14 protein-coding genes are annotated in these 20036 nt (G+C 43.8%); 2 read left to right on the top strand and 12 right to left on the bottom strand.

The features are described from left to right. Positions 1-189: 189 nt before the first annotated feature. Positions 190-1674, top strand: a complete 1485-nt coding sequence (locus AC5WJX_RS11910; RefSeq protein WP_494484698.1) for an MFS transporter — start codon at positions 190-192, stop codon at positions 1672-1674. A 26-nt stretch (positions 1675-1700) separates the two neighbouring features. Here AC5WJX_RS11910 and AC5WJX_RS11905 read toward each other — a convergent pair whose 3' ends face one another. Next, positions 1701-1934: a hypothetical protein gene (locus AC5WJX_RS11905; protein ID WP_494484697.1), complete on the bottom strand. Its 234-nt coding sequence runs from the start codon at positions 1932-1934 to the stop codon at positions 1701-1703. A gap of 271 nt (positions 1935-2205) precedes the next feature. Between AC5WJX_RS11905 and AC5WJX_RS11900 the strand changes: the two genes are divergently transcribed. Continuing rightward, positions 2206-4074 (top strand): sensor histidine kinase, encoded by a 1869-nt coding sequence (locus tag AC5WJX_RS11900; RefSeq protein ID WP_494484696.1) that lies wholly within the window; start codon positions 2206-2208, stop codon positions 4072-4074. A 423-nt stretch (positions 4075-4497) separates the two neighbouring features. Here AC5WJX_RS11900 and AC5WJX_RS11895 read toward each other — a convergent pair whose 3' ends face one another. The 11 genes from AC5WJX_RS11895 to AC5WJX_RS11845 form a co-directional block, all read right to left on the bottom strand. Further along, a complete protein-coding gene (locus AC5WJX_RS11895; protein WP_494484695.1) occupies positions 4498-5292 on the bottom strand; it encodes an NYN domain-containing protein in 795 nt (264 codons plus the stop codon). Positions 5293-5302: 10 nt separating this feature from the next. Next, positions 5303-7291 (bottom strand): PAS domain-containing sensor histidine kinase, encoded by a 1989-nt coding sequence (locus AC5WJX_RS11890; protein ID WP_494484694.1) that lies wholly within the window; start codon positions 7289-7291, stop codon positions 5303-5305. A gap of 67 nt (positions 7292-7358) precedes the next feature. Continuing rightward, positions 7359-8027, bottom strand: a complete 669-nt coding sequence (locus AC5WJX_RS11885) for a DUF6766 family protein (protein ID WP_494484693.1) — start codon at positions 8025-8027, stop codon at positions 7359-7361. A 57-nt stretch (positions 8028-8084) separates the two neighbouring features. Then, on the bottom strand, positions 8085-8762 hold the full coding sequence (locus AC5WJX_RS11880) for a copper homeostasis protein CutC (RefSeq protein ID WP_494484692.1): 678 nt from the start codon (positions 8760-8762) through the stop codon (positions 8085-8087). Position 8763: 1 nt separating this feature from the next. Next, positions 8764-9798 carry a glycosylasparaginase gene (locus AC5WJX_RS11875; protein WP_494484691.1) on the bottom strand — a complete coding sequence of 345 codons (1035 nt, stop codon included), beginning with the start codon at positions 9796-9798 and terminating at the stop codon, positions 8764-8766. A 128-nt stretch (positions 9799-9926) separates the two neighbouring features. Further along, positions 9927-11588, bottom strand: coding sequence for a trypsin-like peptidase domain-containing protein (locus tag AC5WJX_RS11870; RefSeq protein WP_494484690.1), 1662 nt, complete (start codon positions 11586-11588; stop codon positions 9927-9929). A gap of 28 nt (positions 11589-11616) precedes the next feature. After that, the gene (locus AC5WJX_RS11865; protein ID WP_494484689.1) at positions 11617-12747 is read right to left on the bottom strand and encodes a redoxin family protein; all 1131 of its coding nucleotides are present in this window, start codon (positions 12745-12747) and stop codon (positions 11617-11619) included. Positions 12748-12781: 34 nt separating this feature from the next. After that, positions 12782-14209, bottom strand: a complete 1428-nt coding sequence (locus tag AC5WJX_RS11860; protein ID WP_494484688.1) for a PKD-like family lipoprotein — start codon at positions 14207-14209, stop codon at positions 12782-12784. Between the two features lie 17 nt (positions 14210-14226). Next, positions 14227-15051, bottom strand: coding sequence for a DUF4843 domain-containing protein (locus AC5WJX_RS11855; protein ID WP_440429671.1), 825 nt, complete (start codon positions 15049-15051; stop codon positions 14227-14229). Positions 15052-15057: 6 nt separating this feature from the next. Continuing rightward, a complete protein-coding gene (locus tag AC5WJX_RS11850; protein ID WP_494484687.1) occupies positions 15058-16524 on the bottom strand; it encodes a RagB/SusD family nutrient uptake outer membrane protein in 1467 nt (488 codons plus the stop codon). A 12-nt stretch (positions 16525-16536) separates the two neighbouring features. Beyond that, positions 16537-19977 carry a SusC/RagA family TonB-linked outer membrane protein gene (locus AC5WJX_RS11845; protein WP_494484686.1) on the bottom strand — a complete coding sequence of 1147 codons (3441 nt, stop codon included), beginning with the start codon at positions 19975-19977 and terminating at the stop codon, positions 16537-16539. Positions 19978-20036 lie beyond the last annotated feature (59 nt).

Genomic DNA, 20036 nt, shown 5'->3' with positions numbered 1-20036 from the left:
ACGTTAAATACGTGTTACCACCTAAGACCCAGCAGATTACATCATAAAAAAATGACAATTCACCTGTAATTTTTCTCCTAGATACAGTAGAAACTAATTAATCTATACAGTACTTTTGCGCCATATTTTTAGCGTTAAACACGCAATACGTATAAAACGCAAAAACACTACTACCTACAGAAAAAGAAAATGAACCTAAACACGATCCCGGCGCTTAACGACAACCAGATTAATGCCGGTCAGAAATTTATCTTAAAAGACAGCTTAGCTGGCGAGGCCATGGTAAATTTATCAGGCGGAGCCTTTATCACTGCCATGGCCCTTCATTTAGGCGCTTCAAACTTTCAGATTGGCCTTTTAGCCAGTTTGCCCATTTTAACCAATATCTTTCAGCTATTTTCCATCTGGCTGGTACAGCGATACAATAACCGGCGCGCGGTTACGGTAATAAGTGCTATTCTGGGGCGTTTCCCAATGCTATTTGCTGCATTTCTGCCATTCATGTTCTCTACTGAAGCGAGCTTACAGTTATTACTTGTGATCTTATTTGTACATTATGTTTTCGGCTCGATTGCTGGTGCAAGTTGGAACTCCTGGGTAAAGGATCTTATTCCCGAAAATCGCTTAGGTAGCTTTTTCTCACACCGTACGAAACTTACGACGATATTAAGTGCCTCTTTAGGCTTGGCAATGTCGATCTCGATAGACTTCGTTAAAGCAAATTATACGGAATACCTCACTTTGATGTATTACACGATCTTCGTTTTAGGTGGTCTTATAGGACTAGTAGGTGTTTATTGGCTCGCCAATGCACCGGAGCCGACACCTATGGTTAACAAGGATAGCGTATTTGAGCAATTCAAAAAGCCACTCAAAGATAAGAACTTCAAAAACCTGCTTGTTTTTAATGCCGCATGGGCTTTTGCTTTGAACCTTGCGGTGCCGTTCTTCACGGTTTATCTGATGAAAACCATGGGTTTACCATTGTCGTACGTTATTGGCTTTACCATACTTGCTCAGATCAGTAATATTTTATCAATAAAAACACTTGGACAGTATGCGGACCGCTTCAGCAACAAGACCATCCTGAACATCTGCGCCCCTGTCTATATTGCCTGCATCTTAGCTTGGATTTATGCATCTATGCCGGAACAGCGAATCTATGGATTGATCATCCTTACTGTTATCAGCATCTTTAGTGGCACCGCAACCGGTGGAATTAATCTTGCTTTGTACAACATCGGAATGAAACTGGCTCCTAGAAGAGAGGCGATGGCTTACATGTCTTCTTTAAATATGGTCGTTGCCGTATTTTCGGCAATTTCACCGATCATCGCCGGCCTTTTAGCCGATCAATTCGCCAATCAGCAGCTGCTATGGGATATACAATTCAAGAATGCTGAGGGTATTGTGAGTAACTTTGTAATCATCAATATCCAGGGTTGGGGATTTTTGTTCATCCTGGGTGGACTAATGGCAGCGGCCTCCCTTAAGCTTCTATCAAAGGTAAAAGAACAGGGCGAGATTAGACGTGAACTGGTGATGAACTATATGCAACTGCGTCTAAACAAACGAATTCGAATGAATTCTACCAGCCTCTATAGACGCGGGGTAATGAGACCGATATTAAAAGCACAAAGTATGTTTCGCGATAGTTCAAAGGAGGCTGCATAGCACAACCTAAGCAAGGCGTTTACAGATTAGTAATACAAACCCATAACCTTGGGATCGAAGATGATATGATCAATGTGTTCCCGGTGTGTGGTAAAATCGGGACACTTATTCAGAATCGCTTTATTCCGATAATCTACTACGCAGACAACAATCGCATGCTGGAGTGAAGCCTGCTTTTCCGCCGCAGAAAACTCCACTTCACTTTTGTAGTCAACGTGTTTGTAGCCGGTTGAGTGGTTAAAATAGATTAATCTGTACATGTCAAAATTTTACACTAACGTAAGTAAAGTGGGAAAATATGTGAAAGGTAAAAACACCTCTTTTTATACGGATAAGTACTATAATTAAAGTGACGGAATCAGGCATATAACTTGTAGACAGTATTGTGCAGCATATAACACTCATCGTATGGAAAGCAACATATCACATTGGGAAAATCCGTACGCCCACAAAATGTATCTTTGAAAGATTATATATCTGATAGTGTGCGAGACCTAGCTTTTACATCTTTAATAAAAAAACATCCATAAGTTGTTAAACACGCTCCATCGATGGTTTAGAATTTACTATAGAACAGTATTCGCCATCACCTTGCTGACTGTTATTTTCTGGATCAGCATTACCTACAATTATCTTTTATTCCACACCTTGGTGGAGCTCTTTTCCATTATTGTTGCTTTTGCAGTTTTCACGGTTACCTGGAACTCCAGAAAGATGCTCGACAGCAACTATCTGTATTTCCAAGGCATCACCTACTTGTTTATTGGAGCACTGGATCTACTGCATACCATTACTTTCAATGGCATGAACATCATTCCAAATCCAATTTATTATTCTAATCAGTTCTGGGTTGCTACACGCTTTTTAGAAGCAACCGCACTCGTGGTTGGATTCCGCTTTATGCTGCAAAAGCGGCGGCTGAATGCTGACCTTGTCTTTCTGAGTTACGGGATAATTACTACACTGATTATCCTGTCAATTTTGGTATGGAAAATTTTTCCAATTTGTTTTATTGAAGGCGTTGGACAAACTCCATTTAAGATTTATGCTGAGTATGCCATCATATTGATGTTACTCATCGGGGCCGGCTTGTTATTGAAATTCAGGAAAAACTTTGAGCCTTCAATATTTCAGTCGCTAATTTTATCGGTTAGCTTTGCTGTGCTCAGCGAGTTTTGCTTCACCCTATACGTTTCCAATTACAGTGCCTCAAATGCTGTGGGGCATTGTGCTAAGCTTATAACCTTCTTCTTCACCTACAAGGCTGTAGTAGAGAAAGGGTTTATCCAGCCTACCACACTTATATTCAAAAATCTAAGTGATAGCGAAAAGAACTATCGCACGCTCTCCGAAAACCTGCCCGTGCTGATTTTCAGGTTTGACGACGCTGGTACTTGTATTTATGCAAATAAGGCCGTCCAACTGCTTATCGGCGCGCGGCCCGACTTCTTTTCCGGCAAAGATGTTTCACAATTGGGTCTTCCCGCTAGCTTCGCAAGCTGCATCACAAACCTGCTCGCGGAAGCCAGGCTTAGTAAACAGGAACAGGAGTTAGACTACAGTTTTGATGCAAGCAAACATTATGCGCTTAAAGTTATTCCCGAGTATACTTCTGGACGTGATGGATTTAGCTACCTGATCATTAGTTATGATATTACCCAGTTGAAGATCACTGAAAAAGCCTTACAAGACCTAAACGCAACAAAAGATAAGTTCTTCTCCATTATTGCCCATGACCTTAAAACCCCTTTTACTTCTATCTTAGCCTTCAGCGACTTGATTGCAAAGAACACTCTGAAATTTAGTCCTGCTAAACTTGAACAGATGGCACTTACCATCCGTAAGGCAGCACAAAATGCATATTCCTTATTGGAGAACTTGCTTAGCTGGTCCAGGTTGCAAACGGGGGCACTTGTGCCCAAGCCTGAACTTCTAGATGTACGTCAACTCCTAACAGAGGACATTGAGCTACTATCTACGATTGCTGATCTCAAAGGTATCACCCTGGAATTGGCTGAGGACACCGCTGGAAAGGTGCATTCTGATAAACAGATGCTGAATACGGTGCTGAGAAACCTTACTACCAATGCGATTAAATTCAGCCACACGAATAGCAAGGTTATTCTTAAAGCAGTTCCAAAAGGAAGTGATATACTATTTTCTGTTCAGGATTTTGGAACCGGAATATCTCCGGAGTTTATGGAGAGGCTTTTTAAACTTGAGAGCTCCTTTAGCACTACCGGCACGGAAAATGAAAAAGGCAGCGGCCTGGGACTTATCTTATGTAAAGAGTTTATCGAAAAAAGCGATGGTAAAATCTGGCTCGATAGCACGCCTGCTTCAGGCACAACATTCTACTTTAGCCTTCCAGCTGCCAATCAGCCCAACACTGTAGCTTAATGCATGTAAGTGGGATAACCAAGGATTGACTAATTAGATTGTATCTTATCGCAGCAAAAAATCTCTTTAAAAAGAAAATCCTCATCTTAATAGCAGCTAACGCTAAAAAATAAAATGATATATTCAGCACTATAGCAAAAAAAGCTTTGATTATCACCTATAATTCTAATGTTTTATATCTAATATCAACTTAATTGACAATACGGTACAACAATTAAACCAATCTCACAGAAATGACACTACCTAATTAGATATTTTATTATTTATTTTTAATTTTCAACGAATTTATTTGAACAACTTATCATTTATACATATATTAGTTAAACATTTTAGAGGTTAAATTATGTATTAGGAACAAAAAAGGCTTTTCATTTACTGAAAAGCCTTTTTTGTTCCTGTATATTTTTATAGAAAGAAATAGATCTACCGATTCTTACGTATAGCTGCTCTACTTTTGATGTAAATATGTTTAATATTTGGTTTTCCGGTATCACGTTCATCAACTTCAAACTTGTTAATGCTTTTAATTAAGGGAAGCATCTTTGGAAATCCATAATTACGCGCATCAAAATCTGGCTTTTTCTTCAGCAGCAGATTACCGAGATCACCTAAAAATGCCCAGCCATTCTCGTCCGCCAGATCACTAATACTGTCTTTGATCAGCTTGATTAGTTTTGCATCTACCTCATTAAGCGGCTTCGAGTCGGACTCCGCTTCAGGAAGTTGCTGCTTCGCTTTAGACAACTTTCTTTTAGGACTGGCTCCGCTATCCGTCTTCGGCTTCAATATTTCGATATAGATAAATTTATCACAAGCAGTAATAAATGGGGTTAATGTCTTCTTTTCGCCGATACCGATTACCTTCATGCCTGCTTCTCTAAGGCGGGTTGCAAGGCGGGTAAAATCACTATCACTGGATACTATACAAAAACCATCCACTTTCCCGGTGTAAAGTATATCCATCGCATCAATGATCAATGCACTGTCTGAAGCGTTCTTCCCTGTTGAGTAGCTGTATTGTTGAATAGGTGTTATGGCATTTTCAAGCAATACATTCTTCCATCCCGACACGGTTGGTTTGGTCCAGTCCGCATAAATTCGTTTGAAAGTAGGCGTTCCATACTTTGCAATCTCTTCAAACATCTCTTTCACGTTCGCATACGGAACATTATCTGCATCAATTAGCACGGCAAGCTTTAGATCTTTCTTATTTTCCATATCGCGATCCTCATTTTTTATAAGCAGGCAGGGAGAAATAAAACTCAGAACCAACGCCAAACTCACTTTCAACACCAATTTGCCCGTTGTGCCTGTCGATAATCTCTTTAGTAAGGTGAAGACCAATTCCCAATCCGGAAACATTAACAACCCCGTCAGCACGATAAAAGCGCGTAAAGATTTTATGTTTATGCTCCTCTTTTAATCCGATCCCAAAATCCTTCACCTTTACAGTAACCAGGTCAGCATCTTTACTTACAGAAACCTCTACCAGGTCGGCACCTGGAGAGTATTTAATCGCGTTAGTTAGCAAGTTATTGATCACCTGTTCAATTCTCTGCTTATCAGCATGAACAAAAACTGGTTCTGGCATGTCGTGGAAGATAATCTTGTGCGTTTTATAGGTGTAAGGGAAAGTTTCCATGACATCTTTCAGCACCAGGCGAAGATCAAATACTTCAAGATTAAACTGCAATTTACCTGCTTCAATCTTTGACACATCGAGCAGGTCGGCCACAAGGGCATTCAACTTGCCCACCTGATCCAGCGTCTTATCTATAAACAAGGCGTTTACACGATCCTGCTCCTTCCTTGCGAGCAGCTGTAAATAACCCTTAATGGTTGTTAAAGGAGTTTTTAGCTCATGACTTGCAAGCGCAATGAACTCATCTTTTTTGTCGCTCATCGTTTTCAGTTCTTCAAAGAGCCTGGAGTTATCTAAAGCAACCGCCGCCTGCGAGGCTATGCTTTCAACAAGGTCCACGTGTTCTGCTTTAAACCGTTCTGCTTGTGGATGGCCAAAAATCAAACCTCCAATGATTTCTCCATTGGCGGCAACCACCGGTACTGCCAGATAGCTTCTTGCATTCAGGTGCCCTACCGACATCTCAAGCAATGGCAGGTTCTTCCCATACTGGCTTTCCTTTGTTACATCATCAATTATTATCACCTTGTTTCCTCCAAAGGAGGGATTAAACAAGTCGGTTAGCTGCTGTATTTCAAGTGATTCAAAAGCATTCCTAGGTGCTCCAGACAGGGTAAATAACATAACAGCTTCACCCTCTTCATCAAGCGTATTGTAAAAAAAGGCACCGAAGGCAGCACCGGTGATTCTGGTCGTCACATCGGTAACTTGCTGCAATACTTCATTCACACTAAGCTTTTCAAGGATTGCCTTCCCAATGGAATTCAGTAGTTCTAAGTTTTGGGCATTGCGCTTGATGGCAGCTTGTGCCTCCACCTGTTCTGTAATGTCCCGCGCAATTTTCGAAGCGCCGATGATCTTTCCAGACATATCCTTTACTGGTGATACCGTTAAGGATATTGGGATAAGGCGCCCTGTTTTAGAAACCCGAATGGTCTCGAAATGCTTAACCTTGTTTCCCTGCCGAATTTGCCCCAGAATATTATCCTCCTCCTGCAAACGCGGCTTTGGAATGAGTATTGAAACTGGTCTGCCAATGACCTCTTTTTCGGTATACCCAAAAATCCGTTCCGCTCCCTGATTCCAACTTGAGATGATGCCGTTGAGATCCTTGCTGATTATTGCATCATCTGAGGATTCGACGATCGCCGATAAAACAGACTGCTTTGTTTCATAAGAGGTTTTTGCGGTGATATCCACGAAGGTGTTGTAGGTGCCGGAGAAGGCCTTAGCTGCAGTATATACGGGTATGGAGTAAGCCAGCAACCTTTTGAAAGTGTTGTCTGGTCGCTGAATAACAATTTCCTCATTTTCAAAGCGGGCCATGTATTGCAGTGCTTTAGCCATCGGAGAATCCCTGAGCTCCATCGGTTGCCCGTCTGGATAGTACATTTTCCAATTACCGGCCCACAAATCCTCACCAAGTACCGGGGTTATACCCCAAATTTCCACAGCAGCCTGATTAAAGAAGGTCAAATGACCATGCATATCACTAGTATATACTGCCAATGGTGATGCTTCGAGTAAGGACTGGAATTGGTTATCTTTATGTTCAATATCAATAGAGTCCTGCATATTGTTCAAGTACGTGTTAGCTTGTAAAAGTAATAAATGAATCCGCATTATCTTCATCAGTCCGGTATTATTTACCGGTCTCTAAATGAGAAGCATCGACTGGTTTAGATTCCGGAGAACCGTATTGTCGTAAGTAAATAGTCAGAAAAACAATCGCCAATACTGACAAGAATTCACTTTGCCAGTTCTGAAAAGTTTCGAACCAAAAACTTGGTCCGCTAATAAAAACCAGGAGAGAATCCGCCGGTTTATCTTGCAACGCCTGTTCAATGTTATGAGCTTTGAAACTCCCAAAAAGATGTAAGCCCCAGCTGAAAAAAAATAGCAACATAAAAGCTATTGACAAGGAATTGCTATACACCTTCAAAATCCATCCGCCTTTACGCACTGGCCATGGCGCAGCTGCTGAAGGTTGGGGAATTCTATCCACTTCCTCTTGATCATCAAGGGATTTAGACTCAGCCGAACCAAGTTGTCTGAGCTTTACTGTTAATAATACGTATAAAGCCATTTGCAAGAATTCACTCTCAAAATTCTCAAAGGTGGCTGAGATGAAATGTGCGCTGCGTAGATAAGTCGCAAAGCCGATCGCTGGCGCATGCAGGTCTGAAAGCTCCTCGTTGTGTGTCTTCCAACCCGTATATGCCTGTGCAACCAGTGTAAGAAGAAAGATAAACAGAAATACTAGTGACAGCCCGTTCCGATATAGAAACGAGTGCCGGTGTGATTTTCCCATTAAATGGCCAAATTAGATAAGCTAAAAACCCTACCAAAAAGCCCGCCAATCTTATTATTAGAAGGCTGATAACGTAGTTACCACCGCTGTAACCTTCTCCAACGCTGTTAAACGATAAGGTACATCTAGGGAAAATGAGCCATGTACAGCACGGGCTCCGGTTAATTCGACCAGCGAGGCTACATTGTCGGGCGTTACACCAGCACCTGGCATCACTTCAATCCGATCTCCTGCTGCGTCAATCAGTCTTCTAAGTACATGGGCGCCGGCAAGTGCAGTGGCCTCAGCACCAGAGGTTAATATCCGTTCAAATCCGAGTGAAATTAGCGCTTCCATAGCCTGAAACAGATCAGAAGTGTCGTCAAACGCACGATGAAATGTGGCGGGAAGTGGATGGGCAAGTTCAAGCAGTAGCTTACACCGCTCCACATCTACAGCACCATTGACCAAAAGTATTCCAAAAACAACACCATCACAGCCAAGAGCTTTACAATTTACAACATCGGCTTTCATCACTTCAAACTCCAAATCTGAATAGACGAAGTCGCCCCCACGCGGCCGTATGATGGGATATAACTTGATGTTTAGCAACTTTCTGGCTAGGGCTATTTGCCCGTAGGAAGGCGTGGTTCCACCTTCAAGCAGATTATCACATAATTCTACCCGATAGGCACCCCCCTCCTGTGCCACCAGCGCAGAATTTAGGCCGTTAGCACATACTTCCAATTGTACCATTCTAATAATAACTTTTACCTGGAATAATTAAATCCTGTTTTTTTTCATCGCACACCGCAAAAGAAAAACCTTTTTGAATAGCGTATGCACCATACTCACCCTTTTTATTGATAGCTAAAAACCCTACCTGAATGTTCTTGGCAGTTTCGGGCTTTTTCTTGATGATACGCATCACCGCCTCTTTACAGGCAGCTTCCGGCGAATAACCCTGACGCATCAATTCCACCACAAGGAAAGAACCTACATTCCGTACAACTTCTTCTCCAACTCCCGTCGAGGTAGCACCACCAACCTCATTGTCCACATACAATCCTGCCCCAATGATGGGGCTGTCGCCGATACGGCCATGCAGCTTATAGGCCATGCCGCTGGTCGTACAACCGCCAGAAATATTTCCTTTGGCATCAAGGGCAAGTATGCCAATGGTGTCATGGTTATATTGATTACCCGGCAATTTCTGGGGGCTCGCCTTGTCATATTGCTTGTTCTCAATATTCATTACAGGGGCATATTCTGCGGTCTTAAGCCATTCTTTCCATGCTTTTTCACTTTCAGGCGTAAGCAGGTTTTCTTTGGCAAAGCCATTTTCCAATGCAAATTGAAGTGCGCCGGCACCCGCAAGCATAACATGCGGCGTTTTCTCCATTACCTTCCTTGCAACAGAAATTGGATGTTTGATATGCTCCAATGCAAGTACAGCTCCACAGTTGCCTTGTTCATCCATGATGCAGGCATCAAGGGTGACATTACCATCCCTGTCAGGTAAGCCACCATAACCTACGGTCTGGTTCTTTACATCAGCCTCAGGCACCCATCCGGCTTGCTCAACGGCATCCAGCGCCCTGCCCCCTTTGGATAAAATTGCCCAACCAGCCTTGTTTGCAGCAACTCCGAAATCCCAGGTCGATATGATGATCGGCTTGGCGGGTGCTGATAACATTGCGCCGGGTAAGCCCGTGGCGACAGCGTTCTGATTTAAAGCAAGTGCTCCTGCAGAAAGTGCAGAGGCTTTGATAAATTTCCTTCGGTTGAACATAGTTGAGGTATAAAGCTTAAAAAGGCCAAAATAAAGAAAAGACCTCAAAAAACACCATCTTGCTGCAGGATCAACAGATAACATGGGTAAAAGAAGTAATCTTATACCTGTTTAATGTGCCCGGCCTGCTAAGGGGCCAACGCTTGTTCAACAAAATGCAAAACCTCGGATGCAGGAATTACGAGGTTGCTCACGCGACTGTAGCGGCCGATGTTTAAACCGTAAAAGCGCCCATCAAGGTCGAACACCGCAGCGCCACATTCTTCCGGCTTCAATCTTGCATCATGCGCAAACACGGCGTTAAAGCCATCCCGCCGCCTGCTTTTTCCTCCTTCAAATCTTTCAGATTGGTGACTCCCCACGGTTTCCGGTTTCCAGCCCAGTACAACATCATGAACAAGGGTATGTCCGGCACGCTTTAGCTCTACACTAACACTGTCTCCTGGCCAATACTTTTTTGATACGCGTAGGAAATCCGCCCGGCTAGCCACCTGCTCACCATTCAAAGCCAGCAATTCATCACCTTTCTCAAAAGTAGCAGTCCCAGCAATTGCAGCTGCTTCAGTAATCTCAAGCGGCCCGAAGTAGGCGACTTGCGCACCCAGATAACCTACACTCTCCTGCTTGGGTAAACTAAATGTCCCCGTCCCCAGCACACTTATACGATATTTCCCCGCAGCCAGTGGCGAAGCCAAGAACCGTCCTAAGTCAGCTAAGCCAATAGATGCAGTATCAACCTTTGCCAGTTCAATTCCTCCCTTTAGTTGCTTCTCTATAGCAATCAGAACTAAATCATTCAGCTTATCTCTTGTAAGCACTTTAGCCCTCAGCGTTTTACCTGCAAGCGATACCGTGGGATGATCGCCTACATACGAAGACTTGCTAATCACCAGGCTTGTACCCGGTTGCTTTGCAAGGCCCTTCATTCCTTTAGTCTCAATTAAAGCACCCATGATCTGTTTCGGGGCACCAGACACCGTGCTACTAATCAAGACAGCACTGCTCATGATCTCCTTTTTTACCCTGATCAATTGATCTGGCTCATCCAGTTCAGGAAAGATCTTCAAGCTGCCGGAAACCGTCTCGATTCCAACACTGTCTTTTTGCTTCGGATAATCACCATAGGTGTTCGCTTGCTGTAAGGCTGTCCAGTACGTCCGGTATAAATCAACAGGCACTTCAAAGTTTTCCTTTTCTGACACGTCCACAGCACTGTGAATACCGATGACATTCCCAAAGCCATCAAACAAGGGGCCTCCGGAATCACCGGGCTCCATCAGACAGGTCGATTGCAGAAAGCCATACTCATTATGTACGTCGTATATCTCGCCTACACGGATCATCGGTAGTGGTTGATCCAGTGACTCGGGATATGCAATACTTATGCTCAGCATACCTTTGGTAAGTTTAGCCGAATGCCCCATTGGAGCAAACGGCCAAACACCCTCATTAACGATCTTCAGCATGGCAACATCAGGCATAAACGGCCTTGATTCCAACTCAATCTCCCCCCTGCCCACCGCAACCGTCGATCGGCCATCCGGAAACATGACCTTGTAGGTCGTTCCGGGAGTATTTACATGCGCTGCAGTTAAGATGTGTCCTTCTGGTGTAGCGACAACACCGGTAAATTGTGGCCCTGTACGTACATTGCGAACGGTGTCAAAAGCCCAGATACGGACGCTTGCCGGATAAGCGCGTTTTATCGCGCGATGTATGGTTTCCTGCAAGTCTCTTGCGTTAGCCTGCTGAGCGACGGCAGTACCCGAAGCAGTACAGCAAACTAACATCAGCAAAAATATAAGCTGCCTCATGCGCTTAGTTGTACAACGCTGCAAGTTTAGCCTTCAAGCTTTCACCACGCAGCTCGTTGCCAATCACTTTCCCATCTTTATCAACCAGCACACTTGCAGGAACTGCTCTTACGCCATATAGTCGTCCAACAGCATTGTTCCAGCCTTTAAGGTCGGATACATGTAACCATGGCAAACCATCCGCCTTGATGGCTTTCTCCCATGCCGTTTTATCGCTATCTAAGGAAACTGCTAAAATTTCAAACCCTTTGTCCTTGTACTGATTGTAAAGTTTAACCAGGTTCGGGTTCTCTGCGCGACATGGGCCACACCAGCTTGCCCAGAACTCTACCAGCACAACTTTACCTTTTAAGTCAGCCAGTGAAATAGACTTTCCGTTAACATCCTTTTGCGAAAACACTGGTGCGGTTGCGCCAATTGCGGTCATCGTTGAGGCATCAATACGTTGAGCCAGTTCAACACCCATATCTAGCGACCTTAACTGCGGGTTCAGCTTTTTAAAGGCAGCCGCAATCCGGCCTTCATTCGCTTTGTCTTTCTGCGTTTCAGACAAGGCAACCAAGGCAAAAAATGAATTGGGGTTCTTTTCTGCAAAAAGAAGTTGCTGCTCGTTCTTGTTATCAAGCTTGGCCCGGTACCAGTCATTAACAGCTTTCATGAAGCCTGGGTCTTTTTGATCTTCCGGACTCCCGCTTGAAAACTTAGCGTTTACCGCCTTGGTGAGCTCCATAATAGAACCACCTATGGTTTTATTATAGGCCATATGCTCATCATAAATTTTTGAACCCGTAAATACTGCAGTAGCCAAAGAATCTTTGGAATTCACCGTGATGTTTTCCGGACCGAAATAGAAATAGATTACATCTCCAGTGTAAACCGCTTTGTTTTTACCTTCCCCGGTATGGTCCAGGGCCATGCGCGCATAAGCATTACTTTTAATTTGCCCGGTAAACTTAAATTTACCATCCACCAATAAGGCCGAGTCGGCATGCCCTTCGCCATTGTCCATGTAATCCAGGTAAACCATCGCTGGCTTGTTTAATGCACCTAGCTTACCAGCCATGGTGAACGGTTTGTTTTGTGCAACAGCTAGAAAGCTGGCGAATAATGCAGGTAGAATAAGGAATTTCTTCATGTTTTCTTGTAATAAGTTCTAATTAGGTTTTGTATTAATAGTCTTTAACCACCAGATCAAGCGGGTCTCCCGGGATGCCTGAAATGGTGTTTAGAATTTTGCCGGTCTCTCCAACGCGGACGTCAAGCCGGAGCAGCGCTCCAGGTACCCCAACCCGTAGCTCGTTGCCATCGTCGCTAAGCTGCAGCATCGTCACTTTCCTTCCGCCAAGATCAGCGGTAAGCTGGCGGATATCCTCGTTGATTGGGTTATATCGATAGATCTTGTCATCAGAAGAAAAATAAAAAATATCGACAGGTGATTTAACCCACTTGGTGTCGGCCTTCACCAAAGCGGATCCTTTAAACACCTTTTTGTGCAGCGGTGTTATCGCCCGGTTGTTATAATCATCCATGGCGAGGTTAAACCCATACTCATAGGTCTCGCCAGCTGGGCTCCGGAAATAAGCATAGGAGTTACCCGAAACAGCACGCATGAAGATCAAATTGTCCATGTCCAGCTTCTTAGGGTCGAAAGGAAGCCCGGTACCATTTACCTTATAGGTCGTACCGGTAAACCCTCCTGATGAATTGAAGGATACAAAGGCTTTTGACTTCCTGTCAAAGCCGAAATAATACCTGCCCTGCGCAAAAGTGAAAAATGGAGCCAAGTCATAATCTCCTGCTTCCTCATTGGCGAACTTCCCGAAATCAGGTGCGAATGGCGCTGTAGTGGTTATACTTTGGTAGAGCTTTCCATTAATCAGTCCTACAGGATAGCCTGCGGAGCCATCAAACACTGCGGGCACTACACTAGGTGGTGTAATGAGGAACTGCGCCCTGAAGTCCTTTTTCTTCAACATGGAAGAACCATCCAGGATTACCCCTCCCGTAGCATGGTCTTGACATACCACCCAATAATCTTCAACGGTACCGCCTTGATAAACAATAGGCTTAGCGAATAGCTGCACGGGATTTTCAGGCAGGTCGACGCCGTGCAGGTTTCGGTAAATATCACTCAGAACTGTACCATCAGCCTTTACAAAGGATAGTTTCGTCACACCATTTTCCACACTGAGAATGGTCTGGCCAGTTGAAAAAGGCGTAGTCCCCAAAATTTTAAAGGGGAAGGTATACTTCATGCCATTGCGATTGTCCGTTATCGTCAGTTTGGCGTCGCGCAGTCGTGGCGCCAGATTATAAACCAGCTTCAATGGGTAGCCTTGATAATCGTCTGATCGAGCCGCTTCTGAAACATAGATCTTCCAGTCGTAAGTTAGATCCTTCAAAGGATCAGCACCTTCGATAACCACATTCGGTTCAATGATTAGCGTATCACCGAGGTTGGCGTCGAAAGTGGCATCGCGGAAATCCTCCAATATCGGTTCAGATGGCGGATTATAATCATAGTTGCCGAGGTCCTTCTTACAGCCTAAGATGCCCAGGAACAGTAATAGGGCAATATATATTTGTCTTTGTTTCATGGATCTAGAGTTAAAATTTACATCGTGATCTGGTTCCCATTTTCATCAAGGAAAATATAGGTATCAGCGGCACTAAAGTATTTGAGGTGGAACTTGGTGGCTGGTGCATCCTTTTGGTACAGGTCGTAATCACCTGAACCATCCGTCCTTGCAGTCAACACGTAACCTAGCTCCGGGTGTGTATCCACCCAGCTAAATGGAAACTTCAGTAAAGAACGTGTGTTCGAGATATAGAACAGACTTCTCGGTATCTCCATAAATTCCGATTGTGGTAACAGGTCCCTGGTACCTGACGAAATCAAAAATAGCTGATGTTTCACCCGGCTATAGGCCCCAAGTTCACCCACCCATAACATCCACCATGATGGCATTTCCAGGCGATTTGAGAAAAGCAGGCTTTTCGTTCTGGTCTTCTTCGGCAGCTTGTTGTCAAAATCCTCACCTCCAACTACCTGAAAAGTCAGCTTTACAGATTGCGACTCCAGCCCGGGTGCATTTAGCAAAACAATTGGCACCTTTACCATTCCTGAATCTGAGGGCATGATGTAAAATGGCTTCAGCGCCTCGTAGTGTACATCAGGCTTAGCTGTGGTACCAGTGTCGGTAGCCTGGATCTGGAACTTGCGCTCGCGACTTACGCGTTTACCCGAAATCTTCACCGGAACCCATATGGTATCCTTGGGGAGACCTGGAGTATAGGCAAAACTATACGTGAGTTGTTCTTCGTCTTGGTAGTCCAGGTAAATGTTGTCAATCTCCACATCATAAAGGAACTTTTCATCCTTTTTGCAAGCCAGCATCACGCTACAGGCCAGTAAGAAAATCAATATTCTATGCTTCATGTCCAATTAGTTGTTGGTGTTTAACTCGGTTGCAGGTATCGGAAACACGAAGATCTTATCGGATGGACTGATGCTTTGTGTTTGTGAAATCTTAATCGCATGGTTTAGGCGTTTGTACATAAAGAAAGTCTGGCTCTCCCCATAGAATTCCTTTCTCGCCTCAAGAAGGAGGAGATCGAGAAATTCGCCCTTGTTGGCGACCGTCGTTAGGTCATCCGGAATTCCCCGGTTTCTCCGAACCGTGTTGTAATACATCAGTGCTTCCGACGGATTCTGGTCAAAACTTGCTTCTGCAGCGATATAGTACATTTCACTTAAACGCAATGCCGGAGCGACTAAGGGATGCAGGTTTGACAGCGGTGCAGAATTCACCACATATTTCTGTAATAAGCTCCGATCTTCAGTCGATTGCTGCCCTTTAACATTTACAAACCATTGCTTGTAGCGATTATCTTCCGCACCAAAACGCTGTTTCTCGTAGATCTCGTCAAGTTGACTAACCGTGGGGCTATAATCAGGTGCCTCTTTGGAAAACAGGTTAATCAGCATGTCTTTCGCATTAGGGATGTACCATGAAGCGATAAGTTCCTTATACAGGATCCGGTCTTTTTTACTTAGATCACCCTGGATAAAATCTTCTACTTTGGTAAAGGGAAATTTCTCAGAATCGATAACAATTTTGGCATTTAGCAAGGCTTTCTCGAAGTCAGCTTTATAAAGGTAAACCCTCGCCAACTCCGCGCACACTGCGAAATAGTTCATCCGGTGTCTTCGGTTCTGCAGAAAAAGATCCGGGTGGTTTAACTCCGTTGCTTTCTGCTCATCAGGGTAGCCAACGACATATCCGGAAGAAAGGATCGGATCAGATAGGCTCAGCAAGGCCTTTGCAGCTTCCAGATCAGCAATCGTGAGGTCCAGCACTTCGGTCACGTTCAGGAAAGGTGTGTTGGTTGGCGTTACCGTGGTCACATAAGGAATAGCTTTCCCCAATGGTTTACTAACGAAAGATGGGGCGAACATCCGAAGCATATCAAAATGCAGGTAAGCCCGCAAGGCCAGAGCCTCCCCTTTTATAATCTCGTAATTTTTATCCCGGAAAAGCGATTTGCGTTCGTCAATTGTAGTCAAGATGTAGTTTGCATTTGCCACACCACGATATGCCTGTTCCCAAATCGTTCTGGTGTCCGATATCAGCGTTGCGGATGCGTAGTTGAAATTGGCAATCTCCTGAAATTTGACATCGGTAAATCTATAGTTCTGTGCCATGATGTCCAACAGACTGAAGGTCATATAACCTCCATATAGCTGTCCTCCTGCACAATGCAGGTACACACCGTTTAATGCTTCTTTGAAACCAGCCTCGGTCGTAAACAGCTCGTTTTTGTCTATTTCAGATTCTGGTTTAACATCCAGAAATTTCTTGCATGATGACAAGCTTAGCATCATCAATATAATTGTACAGATTTTCTTCATGTTTTGAGTTTTTTAAAATGTTGCTGCTAAGGCGAAGGTCACGCTTCTTACAAAAGGATATACTGTTCCCCGTTCAATCTCAATGCTTGAACTTCTGAACAGGTCATTAGCCGTAATAGAAGGTCTCAGTGCTTGTAATCCAAGTTTCTTAGCTACACTGCGTTTGAAATCATAGGATAGGTAAACCGATTGTAAGTTGATGGTATTATATCGCTGAACAAAACGCGAGGATGTTCTGGTATTATCCAGATAGGTTCCTGGATCTGCAATGTTTTTGTAGAAGGCAATATCACCAGGTTTTTGCCACTTTTCGGTGAGCGCTCTGGCATCCACGTTAAACCTGGGATCCGCATTCTCAACACGATCTACCAAGGTCTGATTATACCTGTCGCCGCCGAACTCATAACCGACACTGAAGCTTAGCATAAACTGTTTATAAGTTACACTTCCGCCCATGCTTCCGAGCAACTGCGGTGTTTCATCGCCCACAGGTTGTGTATCTTTAATATCGTAATCGTAGGTATAGGTACCATCCAGTTTTTCGAAGATCTCCTTACCATTTTCCGGATCAATACCCCTAGACTTTACGGCATATATGGTGTTTATGGACTGGCCTTCTTTGAAACGCAGCATTGGGATTGAAGTGGCGTTATTGTCCGGATCATTTTGCTGTTCGTCAATCTTGTTGTTAAAGGCCTGCAGCGCATCATAGATCTTCACAACTTTATTTTTGTTGTGGGCAAGATTACCCATCAAATTGACATTCCATTCAGCCGATTTGTAAGCATTCAGGGTCAGGTATACTTCATAACCTTGGTTAACCATATCACCAAGATTTGCTTTATACACGGTGAAACCCGTTGAAGGCGAAATATCAATATCGGTTAACAATCCCTCCGTAAGTTTATAGTAGTATACCGGCCTGATGGAAACGCGATCGTTAAACAGCCCAAGGTCTAGACTCAGGTCATAGTTCCTTGTTTTCTGCCACTTTAAATTTTCATTTCCATAGCCGTTTACAACTGCCCCTACGCCTGTAGAATACCAGTTCGATTTTTGATAACTATAGATGGATTTAGATAGGTAAGCCGGAAAAGATGCAGAACCGGTGAAACCTGTGGTTGTGGTCAGACGCATTCTGGAAATCACGGGTAAAAGCCTGTTCATGAAGCTTTCCTTATGAATGTTCCAGCCTAAGCCCAAGGACCAAAAAGGAGAAAAACGACCTTCTTCACCAAAAATGGATGATCCATCTAAACGAAAGGAAGCATCCAGAAGGTATCTGTCTTTCAAAGCATAGTTCTCCGCAGCTACAAATCCAAGCAAACGTCTTTCAGAAACCTCCCCTGAAGGTGAGGTATTTTCCGCATAGCCTCGTGCAAAGCCAATACCTGAAAACTTGTCATTGCTGAACCCCCGCGCAGCGAAAGATTTATAGTTTCCTTTACTAGCAATCCCGTTTGCACCCAAGGTGGTATTGAAACTGTGGTCACCCACTTGTTTATTGTGCAGCAATCGCAGGGTACCATCTGCTGTCCAGGTATCCGTAGTACTGTAGTCATAGCTGCCACGGTTCTGAATCTCGTTGGTTGGGCCATCAATGAAGGTATTGCTGAATGGCGAAACAAACCTGTCGCTGTTTGCTTTATTCTGGTTAAAACTGAAAGATCCAATAAACCTCAGGTCTGGTGTAATCCGCCAGTCAGCGGATAGGTTATCAATGAATTCAAAATATGAATTCTTATCGAAGTTACCCAGCGTTGATTCGTAAAGCGGGCTAAAAACCTTCACCGTTCTGTACTGATCCCCGCCATCCAAATGCGTATCTATTTGCCAATTGGCGATCTCCTGGATCAAATTACCTTCAGCATCTGTCATCGGGTAATAAGGGTTCATTCGTACGTAAGAGGAAAAATCGCCATACTTTGAATTCTGCGCATTCACCTGAGTCAGCGTTACCTCGTTCTTAATAAGAAGTTTACGTGTCGGATTATAATTAAATACCATCCCTCCACTATACTGATTCCGGTTAGAGCCCATCATCGCACCCGGACGGGTTTGATAACGTAAATCAACACCATATCTAAAGGTCGAATCCCCTCCTTGGGCATATAGGCTGTGTTTTTGCCCATAAGTATTACGTAATGGCTGTGATAACCAGTAGGTGTTTACACCACTTAATACATTTTTAAGTTTACTGTAATAAAGTTCATCCAGATCATCCTGGTTACCCACATTATTCCTCCCGTTCGTGTATAGACCCGATAGGCGCTCATATTCAAGCTTTTGTTCCGCATTGAGCACATTGTAATCGCTCAAATCGGGTGCTGTAGGATTTAGCTCATAGTTGTAGGTTAGCTGTAGCTTTCCCGGAATAGGCGCTTTGGTGGTGATAACCATTACACCATTGGCTGCACGTGATCCGTATATCGCTGTCGCGGCTGCATCTTTCAGCAAGGTCACACTCGCAATGCGGTTGATGTCCAGATCGGTGATTTTTTGCAGGGAAACTTCAAATCCATCAAGAATAAAAGTTGGCAAGTTATAGCTACTTGAAAGATTATTCCGGTCCAACACATTATCGTTAATGGAAGGAACAGCAGTTGCACCCCGGACGTTAATTTTTGGCAAGGCATTGGGGTCTGAACCCAGCAGGTTATTATCAAGTATCCGAAAGGATGGATCAAAATTCTGAATACTTTTAAGAATGTTCTGTGAGTTGATCTGTTTAAGCTGATCGCCCTGGATCGTGATGGTATTTCCGGTATAGGTGTCCTTTTTGACGATCTGGTATCCGGTGATCACAACATCATCCATGCTGTTTACTTGTGTTTCCATCACGACCGTGATGATTTTCGCTTCTGCAACCTTCAGCTCCTTAGGTTTATAGCCAATATAGCTGAATACAATGATGTCTCCGGCATTTGCATTGATACTAAACTCCCCCTGGTTGTTGGTTTGCGTTTTTACCGCCTTGTTATCTTTCAAAGTGACATTCACACCCGGTATTGGCTCCTTGGTATCCGGGTCCAGTACAGTACCCTTGATGATGGTCTGTTGAATGCGTTGTCCAGATAAGGACTTTTCGGGCACCTTCTCCCGAATCACTATGGTTTTATTTACAATGTCATAAACAAGATCCTGCCCCTTTAAGCAGGCATCCAACGCTTGTTCAAGCGTAACGCTTTTTAGTTCTACACTAACGTTGGGTTTCCTGGTATTCAGCTTTTCATTGTAAAAAAAAAGGTAGCCAGTCTGCGCCTTTATTTCCCTGAATACACTTTCCAAAGAACTGTTCTTCCTTGATAAGGAAACGGTTTGCGAAAAGCTGGCAGCAGAGAGATGTAAGGCACTGATGAATAATAAAATAGAAGTCAATTTCATCACCAGAAGAAGTTTAAACTTTACGGCACGCGGCACCTGGGCCGCCTTGTAAAGACAGGTTAATTTCATACTTTTGTTTAGGATTAAGATTCAATTAAGCAGCTGGTTCGAAGGCAGCTGCAGACTTC

This window comes from Pedobacter sp. NEAU-ZC8 (assembly GCF_059278965.1).
This window is presented reverse-complemented; position numbering and strand designations above follow the sequence as displayed.